General features: G+C 43.1%; 12 protein-coding genes and 1 pseudogene. 7 read left to right on the top strand and 6 right to left on the bottom strand.

From position 1 onward, the window contains the following. The first annotated feature begins 202 nt into the window (after positions 1-202). The gene (locus OC193_RS08815) at positions 203-937 is read left to right on the top strand and encodes a chromosome partitioning protein ParA (protein WP_048659465.1); all 735 of its coding nucleotides are present in this window, start codon (positions 203-205) and stop codon (positions 935-937) included. 325 nt (positions 938-1262) lie between these two features. Next, positions 1263-1439 carry a hypothetical protein gene (locus tag OC193_RS08810; protein WP_165886700.1) on the top strand — a complete coding sequence of 59 codons (177 nt, stop codon included), beginning with the start codon at positions 1263-1265 and terminating at the stop codon, positions 1437-1439. A gap of 116 nt (positions 1440-1555) precedes the next feature. Here OC193_RS08810 and OC193_RS08805 read toward each other — a convergent pair whose 3' ends face one another. The 5 genes from OC193_RS08805 to OC193_RS08785 all read right to left on the bottom strand — a co-directional run bounded on the left by OC193_RS08805 (position 1556) and on the right by OC193_RS08785 (position 8609). Beyond that, positions 1556-3097, bottom strand: a complete 1542-nt coding sequence (locus OC193_RS08805; RefSeq protein ID WP_048659464.1) for an alanine/glycine:cation symporter family protein — start codon at positions 3095-3097, stop codon at positions 1556-1558. 580 nt (positions 3098-3677) lie between these two features. Continuing rightward, complete coding sequence (locus OC193_RS08800) at positions 3678-4859, bottom strand: ABC transporter permease (protein ID WP_048662201.1); 1182 nt, start codon at positions 4857-4859, stop codon at positions 3678-3680. Then, positions 4856-6175 (bottom strand): ABC transporter permease, encoded by a 1320-nt coding sequence (locus OC193_RS08795; protein ID WP_048662202.1) that lies wholly within the window; start codon positions 6173-6175, stop codon positions 4856-4858. The genes OC193_RS08800 and OC193_RS08795 overlap by 4 nt, the downstream gene beginning before the upstream one ends. Positions 6176-6182: 7 nt before the next feature. Next, on the bottom strand, positions 6183-7157 hold the full coding sequence (locus OC193_RS08790; protein WP_048662203.1) for an HlyD family secretion protein: 975 nt from the start codon (positions 7155-7157) through the stop codon (positions 6183-6185). Positions 7158-7160: 3 nt separating this feature from the next. Next, entirely contained in the window at positions 7161-8609 is a 1449-nt protein-coding gene (locus OC193_RS08785; RefSeq protein ID WP_048662204.1) for a TolC family protein, read from the bottom strand. A gap of 290 nt (positions 8610-8899) precedes the next feature. On the opposite strand from OC193_RS08785, the gene gmtY reads away from it, so the two are divergent. Genes gmtY through OC193_RS08765 form a run of 4 tightly spaced genes read left to right on the top strand, consistent with a single transcriptional unit; the run spans position 8900 to position 13857 of the window. Further along, on the top strand, positions 8900-10354 hold the full coding sequence (gene gmtY, locus OC193_RS08780) for a gamma-mobile-trio recombinase GmtY (RefSeq protein WP_048662205.1): 1455 nt from the start codon (positions 8900-8902) through the stop codon (positions 10352-10354). 2 nt (positions 10355-10356) lie between these two features. Then, positions 10357-13026 carry a gamma-mobile-trio integrase GmtZ gene (gene gmtZ / locus OC193_RS08775; RefSeq protein WP_048662206.1) on the top strand — a complete coding sequence of 890 codons (2670 nt, stop codon included), beginning with the start codon at positions 10357-10359 and terminating at the stop codon, positions 13024-13026. Then, positions 13026-13703: a gamma-mobile-trio protein GmtX gene (gmtX, locus tag OC193_RS08770; RefSeq protein WP_048662207.1), complete on the top strand. Its 678-nt coding sequence runs from the start codon at positions 13026-13028 to the stop codon at positions 13701-13703. Before gmtZ ends, gmtX begins: the two co-directional genes overlap by 1 nt. After that, entirely contained in the window at positions 13687-13857 is a 171-nt protein-coding gene (locus OC193_RS08765; protein ID WP_155410754.1) for a hypothetical protein, read from the top strand. Before gmtX ends, OC193_RS08765 begins: the two co-directional genes overlap by 17 nt. A gap of 116 nt (positions 13858-13973) precedes the next feature. Here the strand turns inward: OC193_RS08765 and OC193_RS08760 are convergent. Continuing rightward, a pseudogene (locus OC193_RS08760) lies at positions 13974-14127 on the bottom strand (regulator); the annotation flags it as partial. A gap of 491 nt (positions 14128-14618) precedes the next feature. Between OC193_RS08760 and OC193_RS08755 the strand changes: the two are divergent. Then, positions 14619-15305, top strand: coding sequence for a DeoR/GlpR family DNA-binding transcription regulator (locus OC193_RS08755; protein WP_048662208.1), 687 nt, complete (start codon positions 14619-14621; stop codon positions 15303-15305). Positions 15306-15399 lie beyond the last annotated feature (94 nt).

The raw sequence follows: 15399 nt of genomic DNA, 5'->3' as shown, positions 1-15399 counted from the left end.
CAGCTTCCTTTTGTATACTGCCAGCTTGATGATTTCGGAGTTAACTCGTTAAACCTCTCTGTGAGCAGTTGGGATGAACGTGTTGGCAAAAGCTTAAGTGCTTCTGACTTGAGCGATAGGTTTAACTGAACCTACACTATCAGTATTGGTATTAGTACCAGTGACCGCGTAACGTTAAACATATTTTTGGGAGTACCCGCTAGTGAACCAGCAATCTGGACAAAGCGAACAAGATGAAGTGGTTGTTATTGAAGAACGCGATAAGCGCAGTCAGCTCTATATCGGCATTGCTGCGGTTATAGGTTTAGCTCTGGGTGGCTTAATCGGTTCTACAGTCACGGCTTCTAAGTGGGAGTCCACTTATCAGGTACTCGAAACTCGTTATCAAGAACTGCGTGATAGCAAAACAGAATTGATGACGTCGGTTGAAGCTAAGGTGGCAAAAGTTGATACCGAGATCGACGCCAAAGTCGAAGTCGCGCTAGCAAAACAAGCTGAAGAGCATCAAAAAGAGCTCCAAGAGTTAGCCAAACAGTCTGCGGTTTTAGAGAAGGCGAACTACTCGTTAGAACAGCAAATAAACGAACAAAAGCAAACTCTAGACAAAACAGAGCAAGATAATCAAAAGCTAAACCGTCAGGCGGATATGCAGTCGACCTTGTTTGAACGTTCTCGTGAACTGTTCCGTAAAGAATTGCAAATATCTCAAGAGCTTGAAAAGCTTGAGAAAGAAAGAGACGAGCTTGAACAGAACCTTGGTTCACTTAAGAAAGCGTGTGATGTGTTCTTAGACGGCACATCATGGGATGCGAAATCTGACGCATGTGAGAAGCAAGACAACGCAAACTCTCGACTAAGCGATATCAGACAAATGATTGAAGTCCACACCATGGATCTCAAGCAAATCAAAACGCTAACCGAAGAGATGGGTTTATAGACTCAAACCTTTAACTCATTCGTCTTTAGCTATAGCTATTCAAACGCCCACATCATGCAAATGGTGTGGGCGTTTTTCGTTCCAAATGGCTTATTTATGCTGTTAATCTGTTCCGTAGCTTAGTGCATAACCGTTTTCACACTATTACTAAGCTATCCGTGATTAGAGCCGTAAAATAGTTTTAATATGTAATTAATTGAATACTTGGTGACTTTGCACGCATATTTATAAGGTTGAGAAACAGCATAATAGCGGTGTTCTAGGATGAACACGTGGTCTGTTGTAGTTCTGTGATTAGACCATCTCAATGGACAGGGATTAAACCATGAATGAATATCTGTGTGAGAACTGCACCGTAGCCTACTGTTTTGATGATTGTAACTCGCCATTAGCGCAACGAGATATGATTGAAGTAGAAGAGGCGGTAGATCGTAAAAAAGTAAGCCAAGCTCCTGAACGGCTTGAGCAAGAAAATTCAGATACAAAAATCCCTACGAGCTAAACCATAAGCCGGTAGGGATTTCAGGTTAATTGCAGTACTGTTCTCGCTTTCTCAAGCAAAGGGTATTACAAAAATTTTTAGAACAGTGTTATTTGACGATAAGCACTGAAGAGAAGTTATTTCTCATAAGTTTTGATTTCGCCAGATTTCACGCGAGCAACAAATGATTGCAGTTCTTTCTTAACAACAGGCATCAAGAAGTACAGACCAAGAATGTTGAAGATAGACATCGCAAAGATAGCCGCATCAGAGAAGTCGATTACCGCACCAAATTGAATCGTGGCACCAATAACAACAAACACACAGAACATCACTTTGAAAATCAGCTCCGTTGTTTTGCCTTCACCAAATAGGTAAGTCCAAGCTTTAAGACCGTAGTACGACCAAGAGATCATGGTAGAAAACGCAAACATGATTACCGCGAGAGCGAGTGTGTATTTGAATACTTCTGCCGTTTCAGTAAACGATGCAGCAGTCAGCGTTACACCCGTTAAACCAGAACCATCGAATGGACCTACGTTTAAGCCAGCGATAGTGATAACCAATGCGGTCATTGTACAAATGATTACTGTATCAACGAACGGTTCTAATAGTGATACTAGACCTTCGGTGATTGGTTCTTTTGTTTTAACCGCTGAGTGAGCGATAGCTGCTGAACCTACACCTGCTTCGTTCGAGAACGTTGCACGCTTCAAGCCTTGAATTAACGCTCCAATGAATCCACCAACAACACCTTCACCAGTAAATGCACCTGTAAAGATTGCGCTGAACGCAGGACCAACTTGATCAAGGTTAGAACCGATAACAATCAGAGCCATACCGATATACAGAGCAGCCATCCAAGGAACAACTTTTTCCGTTACCGATGCGATAGAAGGCATACCACCAACAATCACAGAGAAAACTAAAGAGGCAAGTACAAGGCCAGTGATTACACCGTATTCACTTGGTACGTCAAATGCGTAAGTTAACATGGCGTGTGCTTGGTTAGCTTGGAACATGTTACCACCGCCCAATGCGCCCAAAATACACATTAATGCGAAACCAATAGCGAGCACTTTACCTAGTCCGCCTAAACCTCTTTCACCAAGACCTTGGCTTAGGTAGTACATTGGACCACCCGAAACAACACCTGAAGGTAGGACAGTTCGGTATTTCACACCTAAGGTACACTCACAGAACTTAGAAGCCATACCCAGAAGGCCACACAAGATCATCCAGAATGTCGCGCCAGGACCACCAATCGCGAGTGCAGCACCCACACCAGCAATATTACCAAGCCCAACAGTACCAGAAAGCGCAGTTGTTAACGCTTGAAAGTGAGAAACTTCCCCTTCGTGTTTAGAGTTAGGATCGGTGTACTTGCCTTTGATAATATCTATTGCCATCCCTACACGTTTAAATTGAACAAAGCCAAAGTAAACAGTAAAGATGATCGCAGCGAGCAATAGCCAGCCTACAATAATCGGGAAGCTTGCTTCACCTACCGGTACGCTTTTAAATATTAGTCCAACGAACCAACCTGTGTATTCGTTGAAAAATCCATCAACACTTTGACTTAAGTTGCTGATAGCTTGGTTAAATGATCCTTCTTCTGCAAATGCACTGGAACTAAACAATAATATAAACCCAAAAAATAATTCACGTATGTTTTTCATGGTTTTCCCTGCTTTTTATTAAATTATGTTTGTTGCTGTTGTGTTTGTTATGTATTTCAATAGCTTATATATTTCTTTGGTAGCGACAAAAGCTCTGTTACTAAGTCAAAATGCGAAATAAATATAACTACTAATCACGTTTTATATGGAGATCCTTTCGGTACATCCATCAATCAGACTATGATATTCGGCCTATCAAGTCTTACTGATAACCCTATACATAAAAATAATGCCATCAAAGAAATTTTTACAATAAATTTACAATTATTCGGGTTTTGTCATCATTTTGGAATAAGTCGATGATTTTCGCACTAGGAAAGGCATATGCAGTGATAGCAATAGCGGCAGGCGAATTCTGTTAGGTGGGCGGTTTATTCTTGTTTAAAACGATTCTATGGATCTTGAGATGTGATTTTCAAATAAAGCGTTCGCAACCTGTTAGCAGTGAGTGAAGCGAGCTTGAAAACTTGATATGTTTTTGGCGGCTGATAACCGTTCGACGGTTAATGTGCACCAAGCTTGAAGGCATTAAAAAGCTCTTTAGCAGAGCTTTTTAATGGTTTTCGATGAGCCAAACAGCTTAATGGCTGTTGCTATTATTGGTACTAGCGCTGCTAATAACGACACTTTTACTCGATTTGTGGTAGAGCTTAAGTGCCAGCAACGAACCCCATAGAACAACTTGTCCCCATAACAGCGTCCATTGAGGTGCTACTTCTTGCCAGGAAGCGCCCATCTGATTCAGCGCCAAGAAGCCTTGAATCGCAGGGGTACTTGGAAATAGATCCGATAGCAGTACTAACCACTGTGGCATCATTTCTACAGGCCAGATAAAACCTGAAGAAAAGATCAGTGGCATTGAACTGATTAACACCACAACCGTGACTAACTCTCTTCGTGGTACTAACTCACCAATAAAAATCCCGATCAAACAGCCTGCCAGTAAGAAGGGCAGTAATAAGGTTAAGATCTGTGTTGTTGAGGCGAGTAGGTTTATCCCATACATCGAAAAGCTTGCGCCGAAATAGTACATCGACAAAAGGTAATAAATGCCGACTAAGGTACAACAACGAGCAAGAATCAGTTTCGCCGGAGAGGTTTTACTCCAGTAGCCAAACGTTGATTGAGCGTTTTGGGTTGCACCAACTAAACCAGAAGCCATGGCTAGGGTTTGTTGCAGGATCAACACAAAGACGGCTGGGACTACGTAATCGATGTATCCCATGCGACTGTTAAACGTTGGTTTTAGGTTCAAGCTGAATGCACTATAGCCTTTGGCTGCAGACTCTAAAGGCACCCCTTCGACTAACAAATGTCTGACCTTAACTTGCGCAGCTAACGTGCCACCTGCCTTGGCAAGCCCTTCAACAATGGTTCCGTAGACTAAAAAGTAAGAAGCATCGCCAGCGTAAGAAAGCGTCGGGCTCTTGCCAAGCAACAAATCTTTATAGAAGTCTTCTGGAATGACAAGGAATCCGCCAATCTCTTGGTTAAGCACGGCTTGTTTAGCATCGGCGATAGTGGAGTCTCGACGAACCAACTCGATTTGAGAGGTGGCATCCACCATTCGTTCTAATTGGTAGCTGCTTTGACTCTTATCCAAGTTCACAACCGAGGCTTTCAGTTGTTGAGGCACTTGATTCGCGTAAGGCAATGGGTACAAGAATGAATAGAAGACCACACCACCAAATACCGTAAGAAGCACGACAGGGTTGCGCAGGACCGCTAAGAGTTCTTGTTTGAGTAGCTGAGTAAAGCTCATCGTTTTACTCCTTGTGGTGCTGATACTTCTGGCTGTGTTGACGGCGTTGTTTTTGCAGATAAAGCCGCTTTTGCTGATATAGCTGCTTTTGCAGACAGAGCCGTTTGTGCAGACAGAGCTGCTTGCACCAAGTGTTTCTTAATTAACAATATCACCACGAAAGCAGGAACCGCGTACCACAACATAGAAGAGAGGCTGATCAGCGACTCTGCTGCGCTCACGCCATAACTAGATTGTGCTGTTTGTACTTCGATGTAATGACTCACAGGCAATAAGCTTCTCCAGATTTGCGCTGCAGTGTTCATGTCGGTTACTGGAAAGGTAATACCCATGAATGCAAAACTTGGTGCCGTAAATGCGCCAGCGAAACTCATCGCCCTTGCAGGATCAAGTGTTAAGAAGAAAAACAAACAACCCATGATGATACAACTAATCACAGTAAGCAGTTGGGCGATGGTCAATGCCCCAAAGTTGCCGTTAAATGGCCAGTCTAAGAGCACATAGAACCAAAAGCTAAACGCGATACCAAACATCAAAAACAAGACAAGGTAGGGCGTTAATGTTGATGCGAGTGACTTCACAGGGGCGTTGGATAACCAAGCGTGAAGGCCACGAGCTCTAACGTTCGCCGTCAAAACCAATATCGTGCCCACCACAATCATGATCTGCCACAGTGCAGGGATAACCGCAGACACCAAGAATTGAGCATAACTGGTGTTTTTGTTGAACAGTGGCGTGATCTGGCTTTGCACTGTTACTGCTTGGCCTAATGCTGATTGCACCGTGGTATCGCCGTGTGACAGCTGTTTCACGACTTCAAGTTGCGCGTTAAAAGTCCCTTGAGCCTGCAGCAACGCAGAGTTCACTAGCTTACCGATTAAGATAAATTGGCTGTTATAGAACACAGACACTTGCGGGTTTAAGCCTAGGTAGAGATCACGGTCGAAGTGTCTTGGTATCACAACATAGCCATAGATATCGCGTTCAATCATCGCTTTTGCCGCATCACTCGGAGAGTTGTATTTCTGAGAGACTTGCAGCGTTGGTGACGCATCAACAAGGCGTGTGAACTGTTGCGAGATTTGACTGTGCTCAAGGTCGACAACTGCAACGGGTAAGTCACGAGCGATCCCTTGTGAAAAAATCAGCCAGATACTGGCAGCAAGCAGCAAAGGAATCCAAGTTAGGCAAGACAACAACCATTTGTCTTTGCGGACAATCGCCCACTGCCTAAGCAAGGTATTCTTCGCTCTATGATGCTCAGTTGATTGCGAGCCTCTAGATTGCGATCCTGTATATTGAGAGTTAGTAGACATACGTCACCTAAAGTTCAACCACTAGGCTCATGCCCATACGCAGTGTTTCGCTCGTGTCGACAGGGTGCGCTTCTACTTCAAAAGTACGTAAGTCGAAGCCTTGTGCTGCGTCTGTTGAGCGCCAAGTTGCGAAATCACCCATTACAGCGATGTGTGTGACTTGGAAAGTTAATGATTTATCCAGAGCCGGTAGGTATGCCTCAAACTGACTGCCTTTCTCGAAATGCTTAAGCATATCTTCACGCACATTGAGCACGGCCCAAGCATCCTTGGTGTCGATGACAGTCACAACAGGGAATCCTTGTGGTGCGAGTTCACCGCTGCTCAATAGAACTTGAGACACTTCGCCATTAAACCAGCTGTGGATCTGTGTGTCTTTTGCGTAAGCTTCAACTTCCGCCACTGCGCCCGCCGCCATTAACGCTTTTTGAGCGGCTGCCACTTTGGTTTCGTCACGAGCACCTTCTTGCGCCAATTGATACATTTGGAACGCAGCACTTTCGGTGTACTTCGCTGCTTGCCATTGAGTTTTCGCTTCATCACGCTTCTGCTCGGCAACCACACCATCGTTGTAAAGGTTGTTTACACGTTGGTAAGTTTTGTCCATGAGATCGGCAGCTGCTTTGGCTTTTAACCATTGATCTTTAGCTGCTTGAATCTGTTGAGTACGCGCGCCATTCTCGGCTTCTTGAGCTAATGCCCCCGCAGCTTTCTGACCGGCTTTTGCTTGTTCTAGCTTCGCATCAATTTCAGGGCTAAGAAGAGAAAAGATCAATTCGCCTTTTTCAATCGAATCGCCTTTACGCACGAATATTTCATCAATTCTGCCAGGCACTTTCGATGAGATACTGTATTGCTGTGCATCGACTTGACCTTGAAGCTTAACAGGTTGAGGTTGATAAGCTTGGTAAAAACTGTATCCGACCCAGCCAATAATGCCGATACCAACTATAGATAGAAGAAGGGGCTTAATAGGTTTCATGAGTTATCCTTTTGACTGGCTAGCGGTGTCTGTTTTTGAGTCGAAATCAGACGTAACAGAAGAAGTTAAGTAACTTGAGTAAGCATTCATTTCGCTGGTAAGCGCCAAAAGCTTGTTGAGAGAGATAAGATATTTGAATCGAGCAGCAGATTGCTGTGTCTTAATGCTCGCAAGATATAGCTCGGCATCAACCACTTCTAATGAGTTAGAGAGACCTTGTGTGAAGGCTTTTTTACGAAGGAATAGGTTTTCCTGAGCCAAAGACAAGCTTGAGTTTAGGCCTTGAACCTCTTCAATCGCTTGGTTTGCTTCAAGGTAGGTCTTTTGTACCAATACGGTTAAGTCTTGTTTGGCTTGCGACTTAAGGAATTGAACCTGCGATACGGCACTGTGAGCCGCAGCGACTTTGTCGGAACGGCCTGTAGTGTCAATCAACGGCACATTTACACCAATACCAACTAACCAATCGGGTTTCATTTCACTGGCTAGAGAGTCATCTTCATACAGGCTGTAGTCACCGTAAAGGTATACCTCTGGGTAGTACTTACCTTTCTCGGCTTTAATTAAGCTGCTTGCTTGTTTCTCTTTTGCATCAAGAATTTTAAGGCCGGGGTAGGTCATGAGAGTTTGGTCAATGAACACGTCCATATGAGGCAGGTTCTTATTGATAAACAGTTGCTCTGAGGGTTCTACACTTTCATTTTGACCAAGGATCTGAGTCAGTGCTAGTTGAGCAATCTTGAGATCGTTCTGAGCTTTCGTGCGCTCTACAATCGCTTTATCTAAAGAAGCATCGGCTTGTAGGCGTTCTACTCGTGCGATTTGCCCTTGCTGTTCAAGCTTAATTGCGAAATCACGGTGCTGAGTTAAGCCTGTTTCGACGGCTTGACGCGTTCTCACGACGTCTTCCGCTAAGATCACAGAGAAGTAATATTTACTCAAGTCTTCGTAGCGAGCTTGCTTCTCCATCAATAACTGGCTCTGCGCTTCTTCGCTTTTACCTTCTGCAGCATTTTGCGCAGCGGTAATTCGTCCGCCAGTAAAGATAGGCCACACCGCACGAATGGATGAGCTGAAGATATCTTGCTCGGTAATCGTGGAAGTAATCCCACCAAGCGCACTGATAATTTGAGGCGGCACGGGAAGACCAATTGAAGGTACGCCACTTAGGCTATCTGCGAACTGTTCGCCATTGATAGTCACATCACTATCAAGGTGAGTGTAGTTCGCGCCAAGCGTTACAGAAGGCAGGTTAAGACTTCCGGTTGCATTTTGAAGGTGTTGATAACGCTCAACGTTAGCTTGTTGAGCTGCAAGAGAGTTATTGTTCTCTTGGAGTATTTGCCACGCCTCAGAAAAAGTGAGCGGAGCAGCATAGCTTGGCGAGCTGATAGCACCGATAAGAATACTGGCAATCGCAAGGCGTCGGAATGTCGGTTTGGTCATCTGCATTAAATACCAAATTAGAGTATTAGCTCTAATGTTAACAGGGGGATAATCATTTGTCTTGAACAGATTACCTCATATGAACAATTAGCATAGCCGCTCGTTAATATAATGTGAATGCTATTAAGGGTTTAATTGTTGTCGACATAGAAACAAAAAGAGCACGATAACGTTATATACAGTAACCTAAAGGGTGTATAATGTGTACTAAGGCAGAGAGAACTGCCTTTTTCTTGCTCAATTATACATGTAGATATACAGTGTTTAATGTGTATTGTGTGTATGGGGAATATAATTTGTCATCAGTTAAAGTCAGGGCGACTATTGTAGAAGACAATACAGGTATCAAAAGCCAGATTCCTATCTTACTGACAGAGCAAGGAGAACTGAGTACTGTAACTGACTACCTACTCAAATTAGAGGCTGACGGTGTGAGTCACTCTGTAATGAACGGGTTTCTTCAAGCGGTGTCCTTGCTGTTAGATTACATGGAAGCGAATAGAGGGTTGTTTGACGATCCGAAGTTACTCTTTCAGACCTTTTCTAAGCGTTTATATACGGGAACTGTTGGCGAGGATGGGATTGATCCATCTTGTTTGTATTGGTTGCCAACTTCAACCCGTAACGTGAATGCGCACATCCATCGACTGACTATATTCACCGATTGGTTGGCAGAAAAACAAGGTACTGTAACAATGAACCCTTTGCGTGATGCCATGCCTCATGAGCAACGACTCAATTACGCTGCATGGTATCGCAAAAACCAGAACGACTTTCTTGGTCATATCAAAGATAAGACGGTCAATAAAACCATCCGTAAGGCACGAACTATTAAAGGTCGAACGGCGCTCACAAAAATCGAAGATGACGCAATTGCATTCCCTGAAAGTCATTGGGAAGATTTTTATATGAATGGTATCGGTGGTGCTAAAGACCCGCGTGTGGTGCTCAGAGATAAGTTAATTCTACTGCTCATGCATGGTGGCGGGTTGCGGGGAAGCGAAACGTTAACGCTTTGGGTGACCGACGTATTTGAAGATCCGAATAATCCTGATTCCGCAATTGTCAGAATTTATAACGAAATAGACGGAAAAGCCCCGGATGGTTGGCGTAGTCGCTCTGGTACACAAAATAGAGAGACCTATCTAAAAGAACAGTATGGTCGTATCCCTCGTCAGCGCATGAAAGGCACAATTCACCTTGGGTGGAAGAACCGTGTGGCTGACCATAAAGATAACTACATACAGGTTCAGTGGTTCCCTACAGATTATGGCAAAGTGTTTATGTCACTTTGGAAAGACTATCAAAAGTACCGTGCCAGTGTTGACTGTCACCACCCTTATGCGTTTATTTCCTTTCATCACAGCGCACTAAGTAATCCTTACACAAAGTCTGCTTTCTACGACAACTATGCCAACGGATTAAAACGTATTGGCTTAGAGCCTAACAAAACAGAAGGTTTAGACCCCCATGGACATAGACATAATTACGGTAGACGGTTGGATGATTCAGGACTTAACCCTTTGGTTATACGCCGCTGCATGCACCACAAATCCCTAGACTCACAATTACCCTATACTGGTAAAAGTCAGAAAAAAATTTCTGACGAACTGACCCAAGCTACGCTGCGATTGGCAAACCTTGAATCCAAAATCAAACCCTTAGATTGGAAAGAGTTGGTCGAGTATGGATTCGATGACATTGACCCACAAGGGTATTTCACTGGTAAGCATCCAAAGATGAGAGGTTAATAATGGAAAAACTAAAAGCCCAAAAACGTGGTGAACGGACATCAGATTTCAGCTTTTCTTGGATGCTCACTACACATGGCACCAAGTGGATTCAGTGGCAAGAATTCGCGGCTGAATGGATGGCAAAGCAAACTGCCGGAATTAACCATAAGAGTGATGCGCTAAAAATATTTTTTGAAACCTACATCCTAAATTATGCCCCCTACGCCATCGATGTGGGGCTGTTTTTCAAAGGATATAACGGTCATATATGCAGCAGTGCCGAGTTAGAGAGGGCAGCGAGAACGAGAGTTAATTATCCGACCAATGTACGACAAGCGGTAAACTATCCTAAAGATTTTGTCGACTTTATCATTACTAAACATTTTTCTGAGGAAGATGATAAGGGAAATATAATACCTTTGGTTAAAAACCCATTAAATAAAATTACAGTGACTCATTCATCCATTGAAACTGTGCGCAATCCGTTGCCCTATCGCTATATTCAGGACTTACGCCAAATTTTATGCCCACTACCAAATAAAGCAAAACTGGCAGTTATTGAGCAAAACCTTCAGCAACGCGAAACCTTGCATCAGGCCTTTCATTACCGTCATTTTAAACACTGGACATGGGCACAGCAACAAACTGGGCAAGGTAAAGCAGGTAGAGATGGTGACTGGTTCGAGGTTGAATCAGAGCAAGTTGATAAATCCGACCCTGATTGCGTGTGGCGCTCGAAAGAAGTTATTCGGAACAATAAAACAATCACAATTTATCAACTCTGGTCTCCCGTCAAATCGATGGCGATTTTTATAAAGCTACATTTACCACTTCGTACTTATCAGGTACGCATGTTAGATAGTGGAGAAGCCGACACATGGCGTTATAAAAACGGACGATGGGGGCTCAACGATAAGAACGACTTCGTACTAGGTAACCCCAAGCGCCCTTTTGGAAAAGGGGTATTTCGTCGCATGCACGACACCATAACCGGGCAGTATTCGACTGGACTGTATATTAATACCAATAAGACAGCCGATCAAAATAAAAATGAGCTTGAATGCGGCTACACTATTCCTTGGCAAAATGAGGAAGTGCTGTATTGGCTGGAAAAACTGCGCAATTGGCAAGAAAAATACAATCCTATTTACAAGCCAACGAATTGCACCACGCTGCTTAAAAAGCATACAGGAAAACCTAAAACTAGCCAGCAGCTAGAAAACATGGGAGAAACTGCGTTTTTGTTTCGCGATGCCTCAGCAAAAGGTGACGATAAGAATAAGCCGCTAACCGGGGACTCAAACATAACATCGTTGTGGTACCAACTTTTACTAACCCTAGAAAATAAAATTGCAGCTCAAGGGGATACTCTTGATAACGGCGAACGTTTAAAGCTGGTTATAGATTATCCTGAAGATAAGTACGATGGTTCTAAGCTTGCTACGCTTTTCCCATTACATAGCTTACGTGTCTCGCTAATCACCGCTTACACGATGGATACGCAATTACCACTACCTGTTATTTCTAAACTGCTAGCAGGCCATACACGTCTATTGATGACCATTTACTACAACAAAATCACCCCGTCTGTGATGGCTGAGAAAATGGATGAAGCGCATGATGCATTGAATGCCAAATCCAAACAATCGGTACGCAACTTCCTCAAAGATGCCTCAATGGAGCAAATCCAATGCAAGATGGTGTATAGAGATGATGGCAGCATCCAAGCGGCGCTGGTTAACCGAAACCCGATCGGTTGGGAAGAGCGCTCTTATGGTTTGTGCTTGGTCGGTGGTAACACCGTAAAATCGGATGAAGTCAGCACCCTTGGAGGCTGCTGGAATGGGGGGGAGTTGATTAAGGATGCAAGAGTTGCTATCAATCGTATTCATGACAGCGTTCCACATGGCCCTGAAAACTGTATTCGCTGCCGTTGGTTTATTACAGAGGCTCGATACCTCCCTGCGCTCAATGCCCACTTCAATCAACTGAGTTATAAAGCGCATCAGACGGCAAACCTGTCGGTGGAAATCGAACGCGAGATGGAAACCCTAAAGGATGAGCAGTTCTTCAGTGAAGAGCAAGGCAAACCGTTCATCAAGCACGATCAACTGCAAGCACTGCAGCGCCGCTACGAAAAACAGCAAATCGAAGCCAATGAATACGCCAAAGACTGGATTGCGTGTTTTGAACTTATTGGCAAAATCATTCGTGTCGAAGAAGCCAGGAAAGAGGACGATACTACAGATAAACTGATTGCGGTTGGTTCCAAGCAAGATATCAGTCACGCCTTGAAGTTTGTCGAAACCGACTCTGAGTTGCTACACCTATCCTTGATTTGTGAAGATGCAGAATTCTATCCTGATTTGCAGGATGAACTACGCAAAACCCCTGTAATAGAAAAGCGTTCACGCAAGCTTAGTCGTGTTCTGATGAAAAAAGGCTTTGAGCCTATTTTTATGGAAATGGATGATAAACAGCAACTTATCGCAGCCAATGCCATGATGCGCCAAATGGCGAAAATCGCTGATCCAAACGATAAGCTTGAAGGCTACCGTAAAGTTGCTAGTTATATCGAAGCAGATGAATACATGGCCGATAATAAGCTGCTTTCTGAGGGTATCCTCGCTCTTACCGATAAAGCTATTCACCTAAACAGCATCGCTCTACTGAACTTATTGGAGGACTAATGGAATTAGATATTGATGTCATTCTTGCTGACTTAAAAGACGGTAAAGTGCCACGCACTCAACAAAACCTCGATAAGTTAAACGGTATCCTGAAAACATATGCGAAGTCGGGACAACGCGATTTCTCTATTACGCAAATGGGGCGAGTGTCGTCAGCGGAAGGTGGGCCGGGTTATGAAGCCTTACGTGCCACTCGTAACAAGCACTACCGAACCCTAATCGAAGCGTGGGCGCAAAAGTTCAATACCAACACTAAAATGCCGGTATCCAACACCTCTCGGTCTAAGTCTATCCCTGCGGATCATAAGTTGCTAGAACGTATTCCAGATCCTGCTGTTCGTGCCTTGTTTGGTCAAATTATCGCTGAGCGTAACCGCTATCGCAAAGAAGTGAACCTGCTTAAACAGTACGCCAATATTACTATCGATAAACGCCCTGTACGCCAGTTTTGTGCCACCACAGAGCCAAGCGTCGAAGTACTATCACCCATATCGGCTGTGCTCACCGAATCAGAGAAAAAAGCCCTAGTCTATGCCATTTCTGATGAATGTATGGACAAGAACGACTGGCAAACCACTATGGCAGGTCAGGTGAAAGACATGGAGTACAGTTGCGAGGTTTTTCCACGAGGCTTTGTCACAGGGCTTCGCAAGCTATTAGTTGAGATTGATAAGTAATGGCGAGTGGGCAGCAAAAGGCGTAATAAACCTTGATGTATTTGAGAGCTGGAAAGTCCCACAGACGGAAGGTGACTGTAAACAAATCGTGTTCAGAGGTCAGCTTAATCGTATCGAAGTGGCAAAAGGATTGGTTGTGGGTGAGCCGTATTAAATTAAAGTTCTACCCTAAAAAACCTTCAAAGCACTAGAAGGTGAACTACACGCTAAAGGCGTTCTGCTACATTTGACTGATTCTACCAAGAATAATACGGATAAGCCCAAAATTTACGACAATATCCCCAAAAGTGCAATCCCTGCTAATATTTGTTGTGGCTTCACCACTTGGCCAGTTCAAAATGTTATGTAACATTTTGAACTGTACTCAATCCTCACTAATGCTTAGTACCCGACCTTTTGCAATTCTCACAAATCTTTTGCACTCTGACTTTCTAAAACGTTATTCATGAATTGCTAATGTTCGATTTTTCGTAACGCATTTTTGTCCAAATCCGTGCTGACGGGGTAGATCACCGTAACGCAGATCTGCCCCAAAGTTTCTTAGAGTACTAATCCTCCTGTTTTTACCCACTTTAGTTAGCCAAGTTCAGCCAATCATTGTTTCATGTTTACTTTGTGGATACTTATTACTGTCTCTGTGCAGACATTTCGTGTCCTCCCCTGAGTTATACGCTTTGGTCTAAATAGGCAAGTATTCGCAATATCACTCAATCTATGTAAGTGGTGATTACAAGCTGTTCTAACAATTATAATTCCTTATTAATGAATGACTGTTTTTATAAGTTGCGGGCATTTGTGTTTAATAGTCCACAATATCAGTCACAAATCGGTCAATAACGGGCTTGATGGCGATTTCGTCACAGTTTTGCCATTTTTTCATTGGTAAATTAATAATCAAGCAAGCGGGAGACCATTATGAGAAGCCTACAAATTGTTGAACTAATAAATGATCAAAGAAGTGCAACCGTCGAAGAAATAGCAGAAGCCTTTAATGTTTCTGTGGAAACCATTCGTCGAGATTTAAAAAAGCTTGATGAATCGGGCGCACTTAAAAGAGTTCATGGTGGGGCTATTAGTGTTCAAGAAATTGATGAAGGTCTTTCTTTTCATGCGCGTTCTAAGGACTATATAGAAGAAAAGGAATTACTGGTAAGCAAAGCGTTAGATTATATTAAAGAAGAAATGGTAATAGGTTTAGACGCAAGTTCATCGAGTTGGTGTCTCGCTCGAGAGATTCCAAATATCAGTTGCACTATTATTACCAATTCTCTTCAGAATGTTATTGCCCTTGAAGGTAAAAGTAATATTAATGTAATTTGTACTGGTGGCAGTTATTCCGAGAAGTACAGTAGTTTCTATGGTCCACTAGCAGTGGAGACACTGGCTAATATGTCTTTGGACGTCTGCTTCTTTTCCTGCGTTGGGTTTGATTATGACTCAGGAGTTTGGGATTCAAATGAATATAACTATCAAATAAAAAGAAGTTTTATCGATATATCTGATCAAGTTATTCTAATTGCCGATAAATCTAAATACAAAAAAAGAAGTCTTCTTAAAATATGTGATAACGAATCGGTAGATGTAGTAATAACTGATTTGTAATAACGTGAAACAAAACAAACTTTAAAATAAAAATAAATAATTTAATTAATAATAAGGATATCTTATGAGTGATACTCTCAATATAAGTTCGTCT

This window comes from Vibrio crassostreae, assembly GCF_024347415.1.
Lineage (GTDB): Bacteria > Pseudomonadota > Gammaproteobacteria > Enterobacterales > Vibrionaceae > Vibrio > Vibrio crassostreae.
This window is presented reverse-complemented; position numbering and strand designations above follow the sequence as displayed.

What these genes read in the sequence shown, in the direction of transcription:
- OC193_RS08800 (WP_048662201.1), bottom strand. Translation starts at nt 4,859, where the DNA reads ATGAGCTTTACTCAGCTACTCAAACAAGAACTCTTAGCGGTCCTGCGC.
- OC193_RS08795 (WP_048662202.1), bottom strand. Translation starts at nt 6,175, where the DNA reads ATGTCTACTAACTCTCAATATACAGGATCGCAATCTAGAGGCTCGCAA.
- gmtZ (WP_048662206.1), top strand. Translation starts at nt 10,357, where the DNA reads ATGGAAAAACTAAAAGCCCAAAAACGTGGTGAACGGACATCAGATTTC.
- OC193_RS08805 (WP_048659464.1), bottom strand. Translation starts at nt 3,097, where the DNA reads ATGAAAAACATACGTGAATTATTTTTTGGGTTTATATTATTGTTTAGT.
- OC193_RS08755 (WP_048662208.1), top strand. Translation starts at nt 14,619, where the DNA reads ATGAGAAGCCTACAAATTGTTGAACTAATAAATGATCAAAGAAGTGCA.
- OC193_RS08790 (WP_048662203.1), bottom strand. Translation starts at nt 7,157, where the DNA reads ATGAAACCTATTAAGCCCCTTCTTCTATCTATAGTTGGTATCGGCATT.
- OC193_RS08785 (WP_048662204.1), bottom strand. Translation starts at nt 8,609, where the DNA reads ATGCAGATGACCAAACCGACATTCCGACGCCTTGCGATTGCCAGTATT.
- gmtX (WP_048662207.1), top strand. Translation starts at nt 13,026, where the DNA reads ATGGAATTAGATATTGATGTCATTCTTGCTGACTTAAAAGACGGTAAA.
- OC193_RS08810 (WP_165886700.1), top strand. Translation starts at nt 1,263, where the DNA reads ATGAATGAATATCTGTGTGAGAACTGCACCGTAGCCTACTGTTTTGAT.